Origin of the sequence: Neobacillus sp. 114 (assembly GCF_030127045.1) — a bacterium.
GTDB classification, from domain to species: domain Bacteria; phylum Bacillota; class Bacilli; order Bacillales; family Cytobacillaceae; genus Neobacillus; species Neobacillus rhizophilus.
The window spans coordinates 412,531-434,387 of the sequence record NZ_CP126144.1; the positions used below are offsets into that span (position 1 = coordinate 412,531).

Consider the following 21,857-nt stretch of genomic DNA (forward strand, 5'->3'; position numbering starts at 1 on the left):
CTATATTGCTAAACGGATCAACAGAGTGTAAAATTACACTAAAATATATTGAGAGTTCTATTTATAAAGGGGGGCTGAAAATGGGGAAAAAACTGCTTTTCTTCATTTTGTATTTTGGTGTAGTGCCACTAGTGATTTCTTTCTTAGCACTTCCGTTAATGGGGAAATTTGAAATGCTTATGGAAACCCTGCTGTCTGTTCTGATTGCGGGCGGTGGTCTGGCAGGATTTTTTGTTAGCAAGAAACTGCTAAGTTCGTGTCAATTAAAAGGGTATATAGCTCTAATCCCGCTCCCACTTACCTATACTGCAGTTTTATGGGCCGTTTTTATGCTGATTAACGGAGGATTTTACGGAGCGGATTCATGGTTATTCTATTGCATCTTTCATATCGCCTATGCGCCGATTTACTTTGTCGCTATGTTTGGCGGTGAAGGAAGGCTGTTTTTATGGGCGCCTCTTGCTTATGAACTTTCATTTGCTATTGGAGTAGTTATAGCAGCGGCTTCTCGGAAGGTACAATTCGCTTCCGTTTTCAACATGAGGAAGCAGTTATTATCCATATTGGCAGTTTTCCTTTTTGCAATAGGAACTGGTTCAGCTGTTCATTGGTATCGCAGCCAAACTGTTTTGCCATCCTACGGCTTTAAATATGCTGGCGGCTATTCAAGTACGGACTTAACTCCTTACGATGTGACAAATCCAAATAACAAATTACCGAAGCTTAACACAAAATCAACTTTTATCATAACGAACCCAATGGAAATGCCCGTGCTGGATGGTGCAGAAGCGGCTTTTCCGGTTTATTCGGCCTTTGCTAACGCTACATACGAAAATATTCATCAGTTAATGGGAAATGGCCGGGAAATCGTCAGTTTTATGAATACGATATATGCCTATGAACGGCTGCTATCAGGGGAAGTGGATATATATTTTGGAGCAGAGCCTTCAAAAGAACAGCGGGAAATGGCGAAGAAGGCTGGAAAAGAGCTGGTGATGACCCCGATCGGCAAGGAAGCGTTTGTCTTCTTCGTCAATCCGAAAAATGAGGTAGATAGTTTAAAGGTTTCTGAAATTAAAGGAATCTACTCGGGAGAGATCAAAAACTGGTCCAAGCTTGGAGGAGACTCCGAGAAAATCATCGCTTTCCAGCGCCCTAAAAATTCTGGCAGCCAAACCCTTTTGGAAAAAATAATGGGCGAAACAAAAATTATGAAGCCGCTAAAGGAAGATGTTCCTGAAGGAATGGGCGGGATTATCGAACAAGTGGCCGACTATCGGAACTATCAAAATGCAGTCGGATTCTCATTCCGCTTTTTTGCCACCGGAATGAAAGAAAATCCGGACATCAAACTGTTGGCAATTAACGGGATAGAACCTAGCTCAGAAAACATCGCAAGCGGCAAATATCCATTCACCGCAACACTTTATGCTATCACACTCAAGGACAATCCAAACCCAAACATCCAGCCATTCCTCGACTGGATGCAAGGGCCTCAAGGCCAGGATCTAGTTAAAAAGGTAGGGTATATTAAACTGACTCAATGATAGTGTCAGGCACCGACCATGGACTTTTATATTAGTTAAAAATAGTAGAAAACCAAGATATTCGTTATGGCTCCTCCGTTTTTTGCGGGGGAGTCATATTTTTTTGATAAAAATTTATAGTATGTCCATTCTTTCACCAAGTTTTCACCAAACTCTTATACACTTCAATCATCAAGAACGAAAGGAGGCAAGAGTTTGATGAATACGAAAGTGAAAAAAGGAGTTTTATGGGGTGTGATCATTGCTGCAATGGTGTTTGTGGTAAATGTCCACCATTATCTGTTTGGAGGAGCCAGCGCCATGGCCGGAATGAACCCGCAAGGCGGTTTCAGATATCCCCCATATTTTTGAGCGCTTTTACCGGGCTGATAAATCAAGAACTCGGCAAATAGGAGGGCATGGCTTGGGACTTTCGATAGCCAAATGGATTGTGGAAACACACAGCGGGAGCATAAAAGTCGACAGCGAACTGGGAAAAGGCAGCCGCTTTATCATTCAGATTCCTCAAGATTCCTCAAGTATTAATTTGGAAGAATAATGGATGTGGAGATTCTTCATTTTTTTTGGAAAATTCCACCTAAAGGTAACTATTCCAATGAAAGACAGTCTGGTTTATGATATGAATATACTAGTTTTTAGGTGGGAGTCCGTTGATTCTATTAGATTACATTGTTAATCTGTCACTGTTTTCTGTCCTTATATGTATCCCTTTGGTGCTTCGATCTTTTAATATCATGAAACAGATGAAGCATACAACTATACTATATGGTCTTTATGCGGGAATTGTAGCGGCCATTCTTGTTGCAATTTCAATCCATCAGCATGGCTACGTTTACGATATCCGCTATGCTGCTGTAATTATCAGTTTTGCTTATCTGGGGCCGGTCGGCGGATTGGTTACGGCCGTTTTTTCATTAACTGCAAGACTGATGGCTGGAGGGCAGTGGGTTACACCTGTCATTGGCTGGCTTATCATTATGGCAGGTTTTTGCATCAGCCATTTGTTTATAGCCCGCTTTTCTGCAGTGAAAAAAAGCGCTATATTATTTGTCATTTATGCTGTTGTTTATTTCATAGATGTACCAATCCTATTTAATATTTTTCGAGATAAGCCCTTGTTTCATCTTCAATATGTTCTGTTCGTGATGCTCGGGGTCATTTCGGGCGTGATCCTGATTGAATCCTATCTGAAGCTTTATCGATTAAATAAAAGATTGGCAGAAACGTATAAGATGATTGAAGAAAGCGAAGCAAAGTATCGGCTGATTGCCGAAAATACATCGGACCTAATCAAAGTAATGTGGAAGGATCACTCGATTACTTATTTTTCCCCGTCACATGAGCTGGTCCTGGGATATCAGCTTTCAGAATTGGAAGGGAAAGAACTATGCCAATTCATTCATCCTGATGATGTTGGATTTTTTAGAAAAACCGTCCAAAGGCTGTTTGAAAAAGAAGAAGCACAGTCAATGGAGGTCCGATTCCTTCACAAGGACGGCCGCTGGATTGAGTTTGAATCCCGCTGTATGCCTGTTAGAGGAAAATATAATATAATTGAGCACCTTGTCATTGTCAGCAGGGATATTTCAGAACGGAAAAAGGCCGAAGAGATTCTCTTGCAATCCGAGAAGCTTTCTATTGTTGGAGAGCTGGCTGCAGGGGTAGCCCACGAAATACGGAATCCCCTTACGACCATTAAGGGCTTTGTTCAGCTTTATAAGGCTGGTAACAATAACCTTGAATATAGTGATTTGCTGCTGGGGGAACTTGAACGAATTGAAACGATTACAAGTGAGATGCTTTCGTTAGGTAAACCACAGGCGGTTAAACTCACCCAGGCGGATTTACGGGAATTAATTGAAAATACGATTGAATTTCTATCTCCTCAGGCTCTTATGAACGGTATTCAAATGAACACTTTGTTCGAGGAATCACCATTCCCGATTATTTGTGAGAAAAATCAATTGAAGCAGGTATTCCTGAACATTTTAAAAAACGCCATGGAGGCGATGCCCCAGGGCGGCAATATCGAGATTTATCTCCGTAAAGGGGATGATGACGAATGTATTGTCCAAATCAGGGACCATGGCTTCGGGATCCCGGAAGAGCTTTTGCCGCGGTTAGGTGAACCGTTTTATAGTTTAAAAGAAAAAGGAACCGGACTGGGTGTCATGATTTGCCACAAGATCATCAAGCAGCATAAAGGAAGTATTTCGTACTCAAGCAAACAAAACGAAGGAACATTAGTAGAAATTAAACTGTCGCTGGCAGAATGATTGTTATAAGGGACTGTCTATTCAGACAGTCTCTTTTTTGTTGGGAAAACTAATTAAACGTTTGATTGAAACGCTGGAATTCTTGGCACATAAGGGCTGGGGGAACTAATTAAATGTTTGATTGGATTTTTTTGGTCGAACGGAAAAATTAATCAAACGTTTGTATAGATTTAAGAAATGAGAGGAAAAAACTAACCAAACGTTTGATTGAAACGCTGGAATACTTGATACATAAGGTTTTGCGAAACTAAACAAACGTTTGATTGAGTTTTATCAAGAGTATGGTGGATAAGGTGATAAACCGTTAAAATAGGAGAAGGGAAATTCTTCAAAAAGGCTGTGATGATTCGTGTGTTTAATTCTTTTTGCGTATAAAGTGCACCCTAAGCATCAGCTGATTGTGGCTGCCAATCGAGATGAGTTTTATAAAAGATCGACTGCCCCTGCCCATTTTTGGAAAGATGAGCCTGATATCCTTGCCGGCAGGGACCTGGAGAAAATGGGAACCTGGATGGGCATCACCCGGGGAGGGCGGTTTGCCGCATTGACCAACTATCGCAATCCAAAAGAGGTTGCCGAGGGAAAACGGTCAAGGGGGGAACTGGTGGCGGATGCCTTGAATTACAATGGGACCATTGAAAGCTATATGCAAAACCTGTCAGAAACAAAGGAGCAATACCCCGGCTACAACCTGCTGGCTGGAGATGCCGAGGGGCTTTATTATTATTCTAACATTGGACAAGAGCTTCAAAAGCTTGAGCCGGGCATTTATGGGGTCAGTAACCATCTTCTTAATACCGAGTGGCCAAAGGTGATAATGGGGAGGGCAGGCCTGGCAAACATCGTAACTGAAGACCCGAAGGATCTCGAGGAGCAGCTTATGACTCTTCTCAATAATGCTGATCCTGCACCGGATGAACGACTGCCGAATACGGGCGTGTCATTAGAGATGGAAAGAATGCTTTCACCAATGTTTATTAAAAGTGGGAATTACGGGACAAGAAGTTCGACGGTTATGCTTTTGTCTAATAATGAAATAAAATATATAGAACGAGTTTTTTCAACCGAAGGTACCAATGATCAAAAATATATCATCTCCTATTAATACAGTGGATCATGCATCTGCTGTATTTTTTATTGGTTTTAGATGTTTTAGAATAATTTTATAAAACTACTAAAATAACAATTAATTTGCAGTTTATTGGATAAAAGCTTTGAAAACGGTTACTCGTAAAATGGAAAATTATAAATTGACTGAAAAGTAGAATTATATTATTATTCATATAATAACAATAATTTAGTAACACGAAATATTAATATTCCATCTTAGAGAAAGTGAAGTGATTTTATGTCACAAATGCTAGCATTAGTCATAGTAGTATTTATTTTATTAGTAGGAGACCTTGTTGCCGTACGGACAAAAGCATGGATTCCATCGATATTTGTCAGTGCTGTGTTATTCCTTATTGGTTATTGGACCTTTTTTCCAAAAGATATCGTAGCGATTTCTGGTGTTCCGCCCGTTGTTGCTACGATGATGATGTATTTACTTATCACCAATATGGGCACATTGCTATCTCTTCATGAATTGAAAAAGCAATGGAAAACGATTGTCATTGCCCTTTCTGGAATCCTTGGGATTATTGCCATGTTGATGACCGTGGGCAGCCTAATTTTTGGCTTTCAGACAGTCGTTGTGGCGATTCCGCCATTAGTTGGCGGGGTGGTTTCTGCGTTAATCATGTCTGAGGGAGCAAAGGAGGCAGGCCTTGCAACTCTATCAGTTTTTGCTATCGTTATCTATGTTGTTCAGGGGTTTGCAGGTTACCCGATTACTTCAATCGTTTTGAAAAAAGAAGGAAAAAGGCTTTTGAAGCAGTACCGCAGCGGGGAAATTGGAGCAGTTAATGTACAGGAAACCGCTGCAGCAGAGGTAGCGGCCGCTTCCGCCGTTGCCAAGCCAGAGCTAAAGCTGTTTAAAAATTTACCCGATAAATACAACACCGATTTCTTTAAGTTTTTTAGACTTGCATTAGTTGCTTACCTTGCCTACCAAGTTTCGGCGTTGGCCGCGCCAGTTGTTTCGATCAGCCCGTTTGTTCTATGTTTGTTGTTTGGGGTCATCGCCTCAAGTGCTGGCTTTTTGGAAAAACAGGTCCTGCAAAAAGCCAACGGTTTTGGTTTAGCCATTATGGCGCTGATGCTGTTTATATTTGACGGCCTAAAGCAAGCGACACCAGGCATGATGATGGAAATTCTATTCCCACTGGTGGGCACCATCATTTTAGCAGTCATCGGTATGTATATCTTCTCATTTATCGCCGGCAAGATTTTGAAGGTGAGCAAAGATATGGCGTTTGCCGTTTCCCTGACTGCCTTATACGGATTTCCGGCTGACTATATCATTACCAATGAGGTAATCAAGTCGTTAACAGATGACGAGGAAGAAAGAGAAATGCTGACAAGCCATATGCTGCCGCCAATGCTGGTGGGTGGTTTCATCACAGTGACCATCGTATCGGTCATTCTAGCCGGCATCTTTGTTGGATTCTTGAAATAATTGGAGGGAAAACATTGAGCGATTTACAGCAAAGAATCGAAAAACATATTGAGATCTTGAGTCAATTTACTGCCACACCGGGAAAAGGGACGACCCGGTTGGCATATAGTGAAGAGGACTTGCAGGCTCGTAATTATATCAAAGAAATTATGAAGGAATACGGACTCTCGGTTCGTGAAGATGGTTTAGGCAATATTTTTGGTAAACTCGAAGGCACGTAAAAGGATGCACCTAGTGTCCTAGTCGGTTCCCACTTTGATTCCGTGCCGAACGGCGGGTCCTACGATGGTCCTGCCGGTGTGGTGGCAGGGCTTGAGGTAGCGGGTCTTTTTTCGAAAAATAACCTAAAACCTAAATACCCATTGGAAGTGATCGCCTTGATAGAAGAAGAGGGAGCAAGATTTGGCGGCGGTCTGATGGGTTCTAGGGGGATTGTCGGCTTATTGACAGAGGAAGAGTTTTTTAACATTACCGATAAAGATGGGAAGACGACTGTCGAGGCAATGACGGAAATTGGCCTCGACCCGTCTTTGCAGAAAAAAAGGGACCCAATAACGCTGAAGGCCTTTTTGGAATTGCATATTGAACAGGGACCAATCCTGGAAGAAAAGGGCATTCCGATTGGCATGGTGGAAGCCATTGTCGGTCTAACCCAATTGGAAGTAACCGTTGAAGGACGGGCAGGGCATGCGGGCACTACTCCAATGGACCGCAGGGCGGATGCTTTAGTAGCGGCTGCACAAATGATTGCTAAATTCCCGGAATTCGCTTGCAAGGAAGGGGATGGAACAGTCATCACCACCGGCCGGCTCAATGTTTGGCCGAATGGTGCAAATGTGATTCCTGATAAAGTAGTTTTTACCGTCGATATCCGCTCCGGAAAAGAAGAACGCGTCCTTGAAGCGGTCGAGAAGGTAATGGAATGGGTAAAATCCTATAATGGCCATGGGATCAAGACCACAGTCCAGCAGCAATTGTACATGCCGCCAAAAGTGATGAATCAACAGATTGTTTCACTTTTAAAACAGAAATGCAGCGAACTGAATCTTTCCTATTGCTCCATCAACAGCGGTGCGGGCCATGATGCGATGGTCCTTTCGGATGTGACCGACGTGGCTATGTTATTTATTCCTAGTAAGGACGGGCTCAGCCATTGTCCGGAAGAGTGGTCCAGCAGTAAAGATATCGCCAATGCAGTTGAGATTCTATACGAAGCAGCAAAAACGTTAACGGAGGCAGAATAGCTATGATTCATGCAAAAATTAAAGAAGCGATTCAAAAATATAACGAAGAATTAGTAGAGTTGCGCAGAAAGTTTCACCGTGAACCGGAATTGTCCTGGGAGGAATTTAAGACAACCGCCTTTATTTGCGAGTACCTTGAGAACCTTGGGATCCCGTACCGGAAGACAGAACCAACGGGAGTCATTGCCACGATTGAAGGCGGGAAGCCTGGAAAAACCGTGGGGCTGCGGGGGGATATGGATGCCTTGACGGTGGAGGAATTAAATAAGGAACTTCCGTATGCGTCCCTAGAAGATGGCAAAATGCATGCTTGCGGCCATGATGCCCATACAGCGATGCTGTTGATTGCCGCTAAGGCTCTGAATGAGATTAAAGAAGAACTGCCTGGTAATGTCCGATTGATTTATCAGCCGGCCGAGGAAGTGGCGACAGGTGCGAAAGCAATGGTGAAACAAGGAGCGATGGAAGGGGTCGATAATGTTTTCGGCATCCATATCTGGTCACAGATGCCAACAGGAAAGGTTTCCTGCAATCCTGGTCCATCCTTTGCGTCCGCAGACCTATTTACCGTCACGTTCAAAGGCAGAGGCGGTCATGGGGCGATTCCACAAGCTTGTATTGATGCAGCGGTTGTGGCTTCCTCATTTGTGATGAATGTCCAATCAGTAGTCTCACGCACCGTCGATCCGCAGCAGCCGGCAGTTCTAACGGTTGGGAAAATGGTTGTCGGGACGCGGTTTAACGTGATTGCTGAAAATGCGTACATTGAAGGAACGGTCCGCTGTTTTGACCCGGCAGTAAGAGATCATATTGAAACCCAGCTGAAGCAGTATGCCAAGCAGGTCGCTGCTATTTACGGTGCGACGGCACAGGTTGACTATGTTCACGGCACCCAGGCGGTCAACAACGACGAGTACAGTGCGAAGCTTGTTCAAAAAACCGCTTCTGAAGCATTTGGCGAGGAAGTCGTCTACTTCGAAAAGCCAACCATGGGCGGCGAAGATTTCAGCGAATACATGATGGAGGCCCCTGGCAGCTTTGCTCTTGTAGGCTGCGGCAACCCTGAAAAAGACACACAATGGGCCCACCACCATGGCAAATTCAACATCGACGAGGACGCCCTCGCAACCGGCGCCGAACTCTACGCCCAATATGCATGGGCATACTTGAATGAAAAGAAAGCATAGGAAATGGAATAAAATGAGGAAAGGTGTCAGGCACCCTTCATGGACAAAATGGGATTTTGTCCACGGAGGGTGGACACCTTTTTTATTTAGGCTCTGTTATTATTCATTGTTGATTTCCGTTTTAGTTATGTAATTCATAGGCGGAGAATTTCCCACTAATGTATAAAGAAGAAGCTTAAGAAGCAGATATAAGCGAAGATATTCCGATTAACTGCTCTAAATAAGACAAAATCCAAAGATTTGGATAATATAAGCGAAAAAACTTCCTTTATTTTAAAGGGAATATGGGTATTTCCCAATTTAAAAGGAATTTTATCGTTTATTATTCAAACACAGTGAAATCAACGTTCGCTAATAACAGAGCCTTTATTTAAAAAACTAATCAAACGTTTGATTGAATTTTATTAGAAAGATTGCGGATAAGGTGATAAAAATAGGAGAATGGAAATTTTTCAAAAAGGCTGTGACATTACAGGTGTTTTATTCTTTTTCTTATTAAGTGCATTAAAAGAGGCTCCTTTTTTCAAAAAAATCCCGCGAATCCTTCTGAGTCGCGAATAAAACGTTTAGTAAACTTGTTTACTTTGCTAGCTCATTTGGATAAAATAAAAATGGAGCGAAGAAGAGGGGGTGGAAGAGAATGGCAACCATTAGGGATATTGCCAAAAAATCAGGATATTCAGTCACAACCGTTTCAAGAGTTCTTAATAATGATACCAATTTATCAGTAAGTGATGATACACGAGAGAAAATAAAAGCGATTGCAGAAGAGATGGGCTATAAGAAAAAACAAGGGATAACTCAATTGAATAATGTTGCTTTTTTATATTGGATATCTAATGAGGAAGAGCTTGAGGATGTTTATTTTAAGGGAATTCGTACAGAGTTAGAAAAGCAGGCAGAACAAAGGAAAATAGAATTAATACGATACCATCAAAAAGATGGTATTGAGAAAATTGATAAAAATTCATCGGCTTTTATCGCGATCGGAAAATTAACGGATCGAGAAATAAAGTATTTGGAAGAAATTACACCCCATGGTGTGTTTTTAAATACAAGCAGGGATCCGCAGAATTTGGATTCGGTGCTCCCGGATTTAAAACTGATGACAGAATATATGATTCAATTTTTTGAAGAATGCGGCTATGAAAGGATTGGTTTTATTGGCGCAATGGACTATGACGTTGAAACGAAAGAACCAATTCCACAATTAAGGGAAATCACCTTTCGTAACTATCAAAGGGAAAGAAATAAATTAAGAGAAGAAGATATATTAATTGTTCCTTCTAGTACAGTAAAAAATGGCTATCAGATTGCATTGCAAGCAATTGAGAAGATGGGGGATGACCTGCCAGAGGCATTTGTAGTTGCGACAGATCCACTTGCAATCGGAGCCTTGCAGGCGTTTAATGAAAAGCAGATTCCGATTCCCCAAAGGGTCGCCTTTTTCAGTATAAATAATATCAGTGTCACCAAATATGTGTCGCCTCCGTTAACGACATTCCATATTGATATACCTACGATGTGTGAAACCGGATTAGATCTTATAACCGAGAGACTATTTAAGAATCGAACCACAGCAAAAACGGTATATATACAAGGTACACCGATTTTCCGCAAAAGTACTCCAGCTAAATAAACCAAAAAAACGAGCAAACCAGCTCGTTTTTTTTGTGTGTTTTAAGAGATTAACAATAGCCAAACTGGAAGGTAAAAAAACTAAACCTAGGAAATAAATTGAAATATACCAATTTACTAAAATATTGATAAAAATAGCGTTTACATTTTAACTAAAACATGTTACTATTTTTTAGTAAACAAAACACTAAAACAGGGGTGATTATTTTATGAAAATAAAGCTAAAATTATTTTCATCAGTTGCAGCATTATCTCTGCTCCTCGCAGCATGCGGTTCCGGCTCCGGTTCCAGCGGGGAGAATGGAGCTTCGAAAGACGGAGCCATCACGATTTGGGCAAACAATATTAATGTGCCAGTCCTTGAAAAGGCGGCAGAAAACTATCAGAAAGATCATCCTGATTTTAAAGTAAATGTGATTGAAACTGGCGGAAAAGACATTATTCAAAAAACCACAACTGGTTTGCAAGCTGGGGGCAAAGGCCTGCCAGATGGCTTACTACAATCAGATGATGACCTTAATGGGAAATTAGAAGCTTTTCCGAACGCATTTGAAGACTTAAGTAAATTAGGATATGACAAGTATAAAAAGGATTTCCCAGAGTTTAAAATTAACGCAGTATCAAAAGATGGAAAAATATATGGGATGCCATTTGATGCTGGTCCGGCAGGTGTCTTTTACCGAACAGATTTATACAAAAAAGCGGGGGTAAATCCGGAAGAAATTAAAACATGGGATGATTTCATCACAGCAGGTGAAAAAGTTAAGAAAGCAACTGGTAAAGCAATGTTAGCCTTTGACCAAGCAGATTCAAATGTTTATACGATTTTGTTAAATCAACAAGCCGAAGGATATTTTGATAAAGACAATAAATTAACGGTTGGCAGTGATGCATCCATTAAAGCCATGAAAGTGATGAAGGCGTTAAACGACAAAGGGTTATTGTTAGGTGTAACAGGATGGGATTCATGGGTTACAAGTATTGCCAATTCTGATACTGCATCCGTAGTTGCCGGCGGATGGTTAACAGGAACCATTGAACAGCAAGCACCAGATACAAAAGGTAAATGGGGAGTAATGCCGTTGCCTGCATTCGAAGAAGGAGGCTCACGTTCATCACTTCAGGGAGGAAGTTCATTTGTCATCCCGTCTACAGGTAAAAATGTAAAAGAAACGTATGAATTCTTAAAATGGTTTACAACTAGCTTCGAAGCTCAGGAAATTGCCATGAAAGGCGGACTTTTCCCTTCGTATAACCCAGTGTTTGAATCAAAGCTATTTGATGAAGAAGTAGAGTTCTTTGGAAATCAAAAAATATGGCGTTTCTTTGCTGATGAAATGGATAAAATCCCTAGCATTACGTATACAAAAAATGACCCGATTGTTCGAGATGAAATTGTCAAAGCTTTAGGGGAAGTTATAAATGGGGCTAATCCAGAAGATATAATTAAAAATACCAAGAAGAATATTGAAAACAGATTGAAGTAAAAGTGCAGATGCGCCCGTTTTTTCAGGCGGGTGCTGAAGCTATTCATTAACCAAAGTTCCAATTATAAACTTTAGCGAGGTAATGTGCGGAAGCGTTTATTACCATTTAAGGGGTTGAACAGCATGATTAATCGAATAAATAAAGCAAAAATAACGCCGTATCTATTTTTAGCCCCAGCTGTCATATTTTTCATTCTTTTTACGATATATCCGATTATTTCCTCTTTCATTTTAAGTTTTCAAAAATTAGAAGGCGGCTCCTATGTTTTTGCAGGATTAGATAACTATATCCGATTATTACACGATTCGACATTTTATCGGGCGTTATTTAACACCTTTATTATTTTCATAGTCCAAGTACCAGTTATGCTAATACTAGCTCTCATATTGGCAGCATTTTTAAATAGTAAACTGTTAAAGTTTAAAGGACTTTATCGTACAGCATTCTTTATGCCGGCGGTTACATCGTTAGTGGCCTATTCAATCTTGTTCTCTATCATTTTGATGGATAAAGGAATTGTCAATCAATTTTTTACATTGATAGGGATTGACCCCATTCCGTGGTTAAAAGATTCTTTTTGGGCGAGGGTTTCAATTATTCTTGCAATGACATGGAGATGGACAGGCTATAATATGGTCATTTATCTTGCGGCAATGCAAAACATCCCGGAAGAAACCTATGAGGCGGCATCTATTGATGGGGCTGGGAAAATCAGACAGTTCTTTTCGATTACCATTCCACAATTAAAACCGATTATTGTGTTTACGTCTGTGATATCAACTATTTCCACCTTACAGTTATTCGATGAACCGTTTAACCTGACAAAAGGTGGTCCTGGGGATGCTACGATGACGCTTGGGTTAATGATTTATTCTAATGGATTTAAGTACTATGACTTTAGCTATGCATCTGCGATAGCCTATGTAGTGGTGATTTTAGTAGCTATTCTTTCAATCATTCAAATGAAAACGACAGGGGATGGAAAATAATGCAGGAAAAGACAGCTTCCACTCGGATTAAAAAAGTGATTCTTCCTCTCCTATTGCTCATTGGTATTGTGATGTCAATCTTCCCCTTTTATTGGATGCTTGTTGGATCCTCCAATCACACAAGTAAAATGTTTTCCAATCCACCGACGATGGTAGTGGGAGATCAATTTTTAACGAATTTAAATAATCTAAATGCATCGATCGGGATTTGGCGGGTGCTTTTTAACTCCCTTTTTGTGTCCATTTCCTATGTGATTTTGGCGCTGATTGTTTCGACCATGGCGGCATATGCATTATCAAAGTTTCACTTTAAAGGAAATAAATTTATCTTTATGGCGTTTTTGTTATCGATGATGATTCCCCATCAGGCACTGTTGATACCGCAATTTCGGATGATGTCGGATTTTAATATGCTGAATACGTATTTGGCGCTTATCCTGCCGTCTGTTTGTACGCCGTTTGCAATCTTTTTAATGAGGCAAAACTTTATGGCGTTTCCAACCGAATTAATGGAGGCAGCTAGAATGGATGGCGCTGGTGAGTTGAGAATCTTTTTCCGAATTGTATTACCTTCTATGAAACCAGCGCTTGCGGCGACGTCCATTTTTTTATTCCTCCAGCAATGGAATAACTTCTTATGGCCGTTAGTTGTAACAACATCCAAGGAGATGTATACGTTCCCAGTCGCTTTATCAAGTCTTAGAGGAAGTTCGATTATTGACTATGGGCAAATTAATGTCGGAATCATGATTGCGACTATTCCAATTATTATTTTCTTCTTAGTCCTTCAAAAGCACTTTATCCAAGGTATGTTAGGAAGTGCGGTGAAATAAGCAGCACTTAAATAAGAAGATGCAGGAGGTTCAAAATGAAACAAACAAAAGATTATGAATTACTTTCTGTACTTCATAGAAATCGAATAAAAGATCGCTCTTATTTTATGTCCTATAAAAATATGGAGGATGCAATCAGCTATGAGCGCGGCCGTGCTTACGGATTTTTATTGCTGAATGGAATGTGGAAATTTCATTATGCTGAAACACCTGAATTAGCCCCGAGTCAATTTTATAAAAATGAATATGATGTAAGTGCTTGGGCAGATTTGCAGGTGCCTTCTAACTGGCAGATGCAGGGGTACGGAAGACCGCATTATACCAATGTTCAGTATCCATTTCCTGTAGACCCGCCATATGTTCCAACAGAAAATCCAACAGGCTCCTATCGAAGAGATTTCTATTTATCAAAAGAAATGCTGGAGGGGCGTCTATTCTTGCGTTTCGAGGGAGTGGATAGTGCATTCCATCTTTGGATCAATGGCGAAGAGGTTGGTTACAGCAAGGGGAGCCGCCTTCCTTCAGAATTTGATGTGACACAGTTTGTTAAAGAAGGAAAAAATACGATTGCGGTACAGGTCTACCAATGGTCGGATGGAAGCTACCTTGAGGACCAAGATATGTGGTGGCTAAGCGGAATTTTCCGCGATGTCTATATGTTAGCAAAGCCCAAAGTGTATACGCATGATTTCTTTGTAAAGACAATTCTTGATGAAGACTATACAGATGCTGAATTACGGATTGAGTCATGGATTCATTCTTTTAGAGACGGGATAAATCATCATGAGTTTATGGTACAACTTCTTGACAGTGAATATCGAAAAGTAACTGAGAAAACGCAGGAGGTTGTACTGAATGGGATAGGTGAATCAAGCTTAAATATGACCATTCCGATTTCTTCACCTAACAAATGGACGGCCGAAACACCGTATTTATACCATTTGCTCATAACCTTAAAGGATGAAAATGGTGAGGTCATCGAAGTTATTCCGGCAAAAATCGGTTTTAGGCAGGTGGAGCTGAGGGATGGCTTGATTCAAGTGAATGGTGTGCCAATTCTTTTTAAAGGTGTGAACCGTCATGATCATCATCCAGACTTAGGCCGAGCCGTTCCAATAGATTGGATTGAAAAAGATATTAAGTTGATGAAGCAGCATAATATTAATGCCGTTCGGACAGCCCATTATCCAAATGATCCGCGTTTTTACGATTTATGTGACGAATATGGGCTTTATGTCATAGATGAGACAGATTTGGAAACTCATGGATTTGATAGAATTGGCAATATTCATCAGTTAAGCCAGGATCAGGAGTGGAAGGAAGCCTATGTTGATCGGATGAAGAGGATGGTGGAGCGCGATAAAAACCATCCATCGATTATTATCTGGTCCTTAGGGAATGAATCTGGATTTGGGGAAAACCATATACAAATGGCGAAGTGGACAAAACTAAAGGATCCTACCAGACTCATACATTACGAAGGCGAAACGCGTTTTATCATGACGGAATCAAATCATAATCCAACACGACTGCACGAAGCTGCTGATATGTTTTCAACCATGTACACTCCTCATGAAATAATGAAACGACTGGGTGGACGTACAGATTTAAAACAGCCGCATATTCTATGTGAATATGCTCACGCAATGGGGAATGGACCCGGGGGGATAAAAGAATATTTTGATCTCTTCTATCAATATGATAGATTACAAGGTGGATTTGTATGGGAATGGCTGGATCATGGCATCCGTCAATTTACCAAAAGTGGTGAAGAGTATTTTGCTTATGGCGGCGATTTCGGTGAGACCCCTCATGATTCCAATTTTGTTATTGATGGACTTGTTATGCCTGATAGAACCCCTTCTCCAGCCCTGCTTGAATATAAAAAGGTTATCGAGCCGGTTCGCGTGGAGGCAGTTGACCTGGAGAACGGTGTAGTTCGTATTCATAATCTGTATGACTTTATTCATTTAAATCATCTTAGTTTATCATGGGCGGTAGAGTCTGACGGTAAGATTCTTGATAATGGAACAATGAAAATGCCTGAAATTTTACCACGTGAATCACGTGAAGTATCCATTCCTTTTGTACTGCCAAGTGTGAAACGTAAAAATACAGATTATTGGTTAAATATTTCTTTTATTCAAACGGAAGATCTTAAATGGGCAAAGGCGGGTCATGAAGTTGCTTGGGTACAATTTAAACTGCCTTCAGCGGTTAAGAGTAATGAAGGTGTTGCTTTTCCAAGATGCTTCTGTCCCCTTTTAATAGAAGAAACTGGGCATCAGTTAATCGTAACTGGTGAATCCTTCTCACTCACATTTGACCGTGTATATGGTGTCCTTCATTCTTGGAAGGTTTATGGGATGGAACTATTAGAAAGTGGTCCAACTGTGAACATTTGGCGGGCGCCGACTGATAATGACAGACTGGGATTAGAAGAATTTAGCGTTAAAAAAGAAGAGTCAGAATGGCGAGGGTATGGACTGCACCAAATGAAAAACCGCATTGAATCGTTTGACTATAAATTGTCTCAGGCTAAGGATGTTGTCACCATTACTGTAAAATCAAGACTTGCGCCGCCTGTTCATGCTTGGGGATTTAGTACGGTTATTACCTATGAAATCAAGAATAATGGTGTGGTGTCTGTCGATGTGAGCGGTAAAAAACTTGGTGTATCATCAGCCACATTACCGAAAATAGGCTTACAAATGAAGTTAAAACGTTCATTTGACCAGGTGGATTGGTATGGACGGGGGCCAGGTGAATCGTATGCAGATAGTAAACAAGCGGCACGGTTTGGTATCTGGTCTTCTACGGTCGATGGTTTATTTACTCCTTATGTGGTCCCACAGGAAAATGGAAACCGCCATGAGGTAAGATGGGTGTCCTTGACAAATCTTTCAGGGGCCGGTTTATTAGCGGCAGGGAAGCCAGCCTTTGACTTTAGCGCATATTTTTATACTACAGAAGATTTAGAATGGGCAAAGCATACCTATGAATTGGTGAATGAAGATTTTATTACATTTAATGTAGATTATAAACAGCAGGGACTTGGATCAGCAAGTTGTGGACCTGGAGTGCTTGAACAATATCGCCTGTTGAACACAGATTTCCACTTTGCGGTAAGTTTCAAAGCATTTTCGAAAAATGAAATATCGCCGGTTGAATTAAGTAAATTGGTGTGACGAATGGCTAGTAATCTGCCATATTGAATATTAATTAAAGTGACCCTTCCCTCCAGGAAGGGTTTTTTATTTTTTAGTTAAATTTTTACTAAAATATTGATTGTTTTTACTATGGGGGATAAAATGAAGTTACGAACCAAACCTTAGCTTCTGGAGGAAAAGGAAATGACCATCACATTACTATCTAATAAATTTCAAGAATTATTTCATTCGTTACCCGAAAGGGCATTCTTCGCTCCCGGAAGGATTAATTTAATCGGGGAACATACCGACTATAACGGCGGTCATGTATTTCCGTGTGCCATTACGTATGGAACCTATGCGGCTGCTCGGAAACGGGAAGATCAGCTCGTCCGTTTATACTCGGAAAATTTTCCGGATAAAGGGATGATTGAATTTAACTTAAACAAACTGGATTACGAAAAGGATCATCATTGGGCCAACTACCCAAAGGGAATAATCCGCTTTATTATGGAAGCTGGCTATATGATTCCGACCGGGTTTGAATGTGTAATTAAAGGAAATATTCCTAATGGTGCAGGTCTTTCCTCATCTGCATCCATAGAGCTCCTAACAGGAGTATTAGTAAACGGCCTGTACGAATTAGACATTCCCCGCCTTGAGTTAATTAAGATTGGCAAGCGAGTGGAAAATGAATTTATTGGTGTTAACAGCGGAATTATGGACCAATTCGCTGTCGGCATGGGCAAAGAAAATACGGGAATTCTGTTAGATTGCCAGACTTTAAAATATGAGTACGCGCCGATTAAGCTGGAAAATCACAAAATTATCATAATGAATACAAACAAGCGCCGGGAGTTGGCAGACTCAAAATACAATGAGCGCCGGGGCGAGTGCGAAGTGGCACTGAGCCAGATTCAGCAAAAACTCCCAATTGATGCGTTGGGGCAGCTGTCTATACGAGAATTTGAAGATAACAAACATCTTATTACCGATGAAGTGGTTCGAAAGCGTGCAAAGCATGCAATCTATGAAAATATAAGAACGTTAAAGGCACTTGAAGAATTAAAAGCCGGCAACTTGGAGGTGTTTGGCCAGCTGATGAACCAATCCCATGCCTCGTTACGTGAGGACTATGAGGTGACAGGAATTGAACTTGATAGTTTAGTAGAAGCGGCATGGAAGCAGCCGGGGGTCTTTGGTGCTCGGATGACAGGTGCTGGGTTTGGCGGATGTGCGATTGCAATAGTTGCTAATGAAGAGGTTGGAAATTTTATCGCTAATGTCGGTGAGGTGTATTTTGAAAAGATTGGCTATAAGGCTGATTTCTATGTTGCCGGCATTGGCGGGGGGGCAAAGGAAATCGAAATGGAGGCTGTTGCGGAGTGAGTATTCTTGTTTTAGGCGGGGCGGGCTATATTGGCTCGCACGCTGTGTACCAATTGATTGACCAAGGTTATGAAGTGGCAGTGATTGATAACCTGCAAACCGGCCACCAGGGTGCCATTCACCCAAAAGCCCATTTTTATAAAGGTGATATCCGAAGCCGGGAGTTTATGAAGACGGTTTTTGAAAAGGAAAATGTAGAGGCTATTATGCATTTTGCTGCCAACTCCCTTGTTGGAGAATCGATGTTGGAACCGCTGAAGTACTTTGACAACAATGTGCATGGGACACAAATTGTTCTTGAAATGATGAAGGAATATGGCGTGAAACATATCGTATTTTCTTCGACAGCTGCCGTTTATGGAGAACAAGAAATAATGCCGATTGCAGAAGAAGCGGCGGAGCTGCCAACTAACACGTATGGAGAAACCAAACTGGCTGTGGAAAAAATGATGGCATGGTGTGAGAAGGCATTCGACCTGAAGTATGTATCCTTAAGGTATTTCAATGTGGCAGGAGCAAGAAGTGACGGACAAATTGGAGAAGACCATAATCCAGAAACCCACCTGATTCCGGTTGTATTGGAAGCGGCGTTAGGAAAGCGGCCGGCGATTACCGTTTTTGGGGATGATTATGATACATCGGACGGAACCTGTATCCGAGATTATATCCATGTCGAGGACTTGATTGCTGCCCATATTTTAGCCCTCAAGTATTTACAAAATTACGGACAAAGCAATATCTTTAACCTCGGCTCCAGCCAAGGGTTTTCCGTAAATGAAATTATTGAAACGGCCAAAGAGGCTACGGGTATTGATATTCCGGTTCAATTTGGTGCACGCCGATCAGGTGACCCAAGCACCTTAATCGCCTCATCCGAAAAAGCGCGGCAAGTACTCGGCTGGAACCCGGCAAGAACATCAATCAAGCAAATCATCAGCGATGCTTGGAATTGGCATCAGCATCACCCAAATGGTTATGAAGGTGAACAATATGATTAATCAACTTGTTCAACAACTAATTGGTAAAGCCCTGGCTGTTCGTTTAATCGAGAGGGATGACGAAATCTATGCTCGTAACCAAATCCTGTCGCTATTACAATTAAATGAGTTTACGGAATGTGAAGGAGAAACAAATCTTGAGATTCCCGATGTGTTAGAGGAGATCGTAGATTACGCCTGCGAGAAAGGAATCATTGAAGATATTTTTGATGAAAAAGAGATTTTTACTAGTAAAATTATGAACTGTTTCATCGCCCGGCCATCGACGGTCAATCAGAAATTTTATGAAAATTATAGACAGAGTCCGGAAGCGGCGACTCAGTATTTTTATGATCTAAGCAAAAACAGTAACTATATCCAGATGAAGCAGATTCGGAAAAATATCGAATATAAGGCGGAGACGGAATACGGAAGGTTGGATATTACGATCAACCTTTCGAAGCCAGAAAAAGACCCGAATAGCATTGCCCGCGAGCGCGAGATACAACAAACAGCCTATCCAAAATGTCTACTTTGTATAGAAAATGAAGGCTATGCCGGGAGGATTGGTCATCCGGCCCGTTCCAATCATCGCATGGTCCGCGTGAATCTGTTGGACAGAATATGGTACTTGCAATATTCACCGTATGTGTATTATAACGAGCATTGCATCGTCATATCTGAAACCCATTCAGATATGAAAATTAATCAAGAGACGTTTTTAAGATTGTTAACCTTTGTCGAGCAGTTTCCGCATTATTTCTTAGGGTCTAATGCCGATTTGCCGATAGTGGGCGGTTCCATTCTCTCTCATGACCATTATCAAGGCGGCAATTATGAATTTGCGATGGCGAAAGCAACTGATGATTGGAGCTTTGAAATGGCTGGGTTTCCGGATGTTCAAGGCTCTGTTGTCAAATGGCCGATGTCTGTTATCCGTCTCCGTTCGGAGCAAATAAGTACTCTGACGGATGCTGCTGTCCATATTTTAACAAAGTGGAAAAATTATAGTGACGAATCGCTTGGTATCATCGCCTGGACCAGTGAGACTCCTCATAATACAATCACACCGATAGCCCGTAAAAAAGGGAACTTGTTTGAACTGGACTTGGTCCTTCGCAACAATCGGACGAGTGTAGAGCATCCGCTCGGAATATTCCACCCCCATGCCGATGTTCATCATATTAAAAAGGAAAACATTGGGTTAATTGAGGTCATGGGGCTCGCTGTATTGCCTGCCCGTTTAAAGGATGAGCTGTCCGAAGTTGAAAAGTACATCCTCGGAAAGCCAAATGCAGTGGCTGATTACCATTTGGAATGGGCGGAGCAGTTAAAACACCGATTAACCCCAATTGCGAACGAATCAAACATAGAATCTTTGGTTAGGGAAGAGGTCGGCAAGAAGTTTTTGAAAGTATTAGAGGACGCTGGTGTCTTTAAACGGGATGAAGCGGGGAAAACCGGGTTTCATCGATTTATCCAAACAATATCTTGAGTTTGAAAATGGAGTGGTAAATCAATGAAAATAGTTGAACGGGAATTTGGTAATTATGATGGTGAGCTGGTGATAGAGTATACATTGACGAATGATTTCGGGATGTCTGTTTCTTGTTTGAACTACGGTTGCGTTATTACAAAAATTATTGTTCCTGACAGGAATGGCCATTTTGAAAATGTTGTCCTTGGTTTTGATCGGTTTGAGGACTACCTGGAATGGTCGCCTTATTTTGGGGCAGTAATTGGGAGAGTGGCCGGAAGAATAAAGGATGCCCAGTTTCAATTGGATGGAAAAGAGTACCTGCTAGCAGCGAATGATTATCCCAACCACCTGCATGGCGGGCAGAAGGGGTTTAGTTCAGTAATTTGGAAAACAGAAAAAATCGAACAGGAAAATGTGGTCGGGTTGAAGTGTTTCTATCGAAGTTTGGACGGAGAAGAGGGATACCCAGGTAATTTGGATACTGCTGTTACCTATCTTTTATCCAATACGAATGAGCTGAGCATCAGCTATGAAGCACGAACGGATCACAAGACGTTAATCAATTTAACGAACCATTCGTATTTTAATTTATGCGGCAATCTGAAAAGGGATTGTTCTGAGCACATCCTTCAATTGGAAAGTGACCGCTTTTTAGAACTTGGACTAGATTTGATTCCTACAGGGAAAATGCTGGAATCAAAGAATACGCCATTTGATTTTAATCAGGGGCGTTTCTTGTTGTCAGGAATGAAGTCCTCCCATCCGCAAATCGTGCTTGCTGGAAACGGCTATGATCATCCGCTTCTTTTTAAAAAAAGTGGAGAAAATACAATCATGTTAAGTGATAAAGAAAGCGGCAGATCTCTGTGGGTGACAACAGACCAGCCATGTGTGGTCCTTTATACCAGTAATCAACTAGAAGGTCCGTTTTCGATATCAGGTGTCCGCGCAAGGAATTATTTGGGTGTGAGTCTTGAAACGCAAGGTCTTCCAGATGCCATTCACCATCCGGGGTTTCCTACTGTGATTTTACATCCTGAGGAAGTATACTATTCAAAAACGAAGTATCGGTTTTTTTCAAATACAATAGGAGTTTGACT

General features: G+C 41.3%; 15 protein-coding genes and 2 pseudogenes. All 17 read left to right on the plus strand.

Features of this window, described 5'->3' with window-relative positions:
- The first annotated feature begins 80 nt into the window (after positions 1-80).
- The 17 genes and pseudogenes from QNN06_RS02040 (at position 81) to QNN06_RS02120 (ending at position 21,855) form a co-directional block, all read left to right on the plus strand.
- Positions 81-1,547 carry a PstS family phosphate ABC transporter substrate-binding protein gene (locus QNN06_RS02040; protein ID WP_217034274.1) on the plus strand — a complete coding sequence of 489 codons (1,467 nt, stop codon included), beginning with the start codon at positions 81-83 and terminating at the stop codon, positions 1,545-1,547.
- 195 nt (positions 1,548-1,742) lie between these two features.
- Positions 1,743-1,898, plus strand: coding sequence for a hypothetical protein (locus QNN06_RS02045; protein ID WP_284036847.1), 156 nt, complete (start codon positions 1,743-1,745; stop codon positions 1,896-1,898).
- Positions 1,879-2,085: pseudogene (locus tag QNN06_RS02050) on the plus strand (ATP-binding protein); the annotation flags it as partial. The gene QNN06_RS02045 and the pseudogene QNN06_RS02050, both read left to right, overlap by 20 nt.
- A 112-nt stretch (positions 2,086-2,197) precedes the next feature.
- Entirely contained in the window at positions 2,198-3,823 is a 1,626-nt protein-coding gene (locus QNN06_RS02055; protein WP_213120818.1) for an ATP-binding protein, read from the plus strand.
- A 349-nt stretch (positions 3,824-4,172) separates the two neighbouring features.
- The gene (locus QNN06_RS02060) at positions 4,173-4,928 is read left to right on the plus strand and encodes an NRDE family protein (protein WP_213120817.1); all 756 of its coding nucleotides are present in this window, start codon (positions 4,173-4,175) and stop codon (positions 4,926-4,928) included.
- 243 nt (positions 4,929-5,171) lie between these two features.
- Positions 5,172-6,383, plus strand: coding sequence for a hypothetical protein (locus tag QNN06_RS02065; protein WP_284036848.1), 1,212 nt, complete (start codon positions 5,172-5,174; stop codon positions 6,381-6,383).
- A gap of 14 nt (positions 6,384-6,397) precedes the next feature.
- Positions 6,398-7,627, plus strand: a pseudogene (locus QNN06_RS02070) (allantoate amidohydrolase).
- A 2-nt stretch (positions 7,628-7,629) separates the two neighbouring features.
- Positions 7,630-8,814, plus strand: coding sequence for an amidohydrolase (locus tag QNN06_RS02075; RefSeq protein ID WP_284036849.1), 1,185 nt, complete (start codon positions 7,630-7,632; stop codon positions 8,812-8,814).
- 640 nt (positions 8,815-9,454) lie between these two features.
- The gene (locus QNN06_RS02080) at positions 9,455-10,453 is read left to right on the plus strand and encodes a LacI family DNA-binding transcriptional regulator (protein WP_284036850.1); all 999 of its coding nucleotides are present in this window, start codon (positions 9,455-9,457) and stop codon (positions 10,451-10,453) included.
- Positions 10,454-10,661: 208 nt separating this feature from the next.
- A complete protein-coding gene (locus tag QNN06_RS02085; protein WP_284036851.1) occupies positions 10,662-11,939 on the plus strand; it encodes an ABC transporter substrate-binding protein in 1,278 nt (425 codons plus the stop codon).
- A 123-nt stretch (positions 11,940-12,062) separates the two neighbouring features.
- Positions 12,063-12,929 (plus strand): carbohydrate ABC transporter permease, encoded by an 867-nt coding sequence (locus QNN06_RS02090; RefSeq protein ID WP_284036852.1) that lies wholly within the window; start codon positions 12,063-12,065, stop codon positions 12,927-12,929.
- On the plus strand, positions 12,929-13,762 hold the full coding sequence (locus tag QNN06_RS02095) for a carbohydrate ABC transporter permease (protein ID WP_284036853.1): 834 nt from the start codon (positions 12,929-12,931) through the stop codon (positions 13,760-13,762). The genes QNN06_RS02090 and QNN06_RS02095 overlap by 1 nt, the downstream gene beginning before the upstream one ends.
- A gap of 35 nt (positions 13,763-13,797) precedes the next feature.
- Positions 13,798-16,950, plus strand: coding sequence for a beta-galactosidase subunit alpha (gene ebgA, locus QNN06_RS02100; protein ID WP_284036854.1), 3,153 nt, complete (start codon positions 13,798-13,800; stop codon positions 16,948-16,950).
- A gap of 165 nt (positions 16,951-17,115) precedes the next feature.
- Positions 17,116-18,300, plus strand: coding sequence for a galactokinase (locus QNN06_RS02105; RefSeq protein WP_284036855.1), 1,185 nt, complete (start codon positions 17,116-17,118; stop codon positions 18,298-18,300).
- Positions 18,297-19,298, plus strand: a complete 1,002-nt coding sequence (gene galE / locus QNN06_RS02110) for a UDP-glucose 4-epimerase GalE (RefSeq protein WP_284036856.1) — start codon at positions 18,297-18,299, stop codon at positions 19,296-19,298. Before QNN06_RS02105 ends, galE begins: the two co-directional genes overlap by 4 nt.
- On the plus strand, positions 19,291-20,772 hold the full coding sequence (gene galT, locus QNN06_RS02115; RefSeq protein ID WP_284036857.1) for a UDP-glucose--hexose-1-phosphate uridylyltransferase: 1,482 nt from the start codon (positions 19,291-19,293) through the stop codon (positions 20,770-20,772). Before galE ends, galT begins: the two co-directional genes overlap by 8 nt.
- A 24-nt stretch (positions 20,773-20,796) precedes the next feature.
- On the plus strand, positions 20,797-21,855 hold the full coding sequence (locus QNN06_RS02120) for an aldose epimerase family protein (RefSeq protein ID WP_284036858.1): 1,059 nt from the start codon (positions 20,797-20,799) through the stop codon (positions 21,853-21,855).
- Positions 21,856-21,857: the final 2 nt, after the last annotated feature.

Bases quoted from the DNA above. Each gene is read 5' to 3' on its own strand.
- QNN06_RS02075 (WP_284036849.1), top strand. From the start codon at position 7,630: ATGATTCATGCAAAAATTAAAGAAGCGATTCAAAAATATAACGAAGAA.
- QNN06_RS02120 (WP_284036858.1), top strand. From the start codon at position 20,797: ATGAAAATAGTTGAACGGGAATTTGGTAATTATGATGGTGAGCTGGTG.
- QNN06_RS02080 (WP_284036850.1), top strand. From the start codon at position 9,455: ATGGCAACCATTAGGGATATTGCCAAAAAATCAGGATATTCAGTCACA.
- QNN06_RS02090 (WP_284036852.1), top strand. From the start codon at position 12,063: ATGATTAATCGAATAAATAAAGCAAAAATAACGCCGTATCTATTTTTA.
- QNN06_RS02065 (WP_284036848.1), top strand. From the start codon at position 5,172: ATGTCACAAATGCTAGCATTAGTCATAGTAGTATTTATTTTATTAGTA.
- ebgA (WP_284036854.1), top strand. From the start codon at position 13,798: ATGAAACAAACAAAAGATTATGAATTACTTTCTGTACTTCATAGAAAT.
- galT (WP_284036857.1), top strand. From the start codon at position 19,291: ATGATTAATCAACTTGTTCAACAACTAATTGGTAAAGCCCTGGCTGTT.
- QNN06_RS02040 (WP_217034274.1), top strand. From the start codon at position 81: ATGGGGAAAAAACTGCTTTTCTTCATTTTGTATTTTGGTGTAGTGCCA.
- QNN06_RS02105 (WP_284036855.1), top strand. From the start codon at position 17,116: ATGACCATCACATTACTATCTAATAAATTTCAAGAATTATTTCATTCG.
- QNN06_RS02095 (WP_284036853.1), top strand. From the start codon at position 12,929: ATGCAGGAAAAGACAGCTTCCACTCGGATTAAAAAAGTGATTCTTCCT.
- QNN06_RS02085 (WP_284036851.1), top strand. From the start codon at position 10,662: ATGAAAATAAAGCTAAAATTATTTTCATCAGTTGCAGCATTATCTCTG.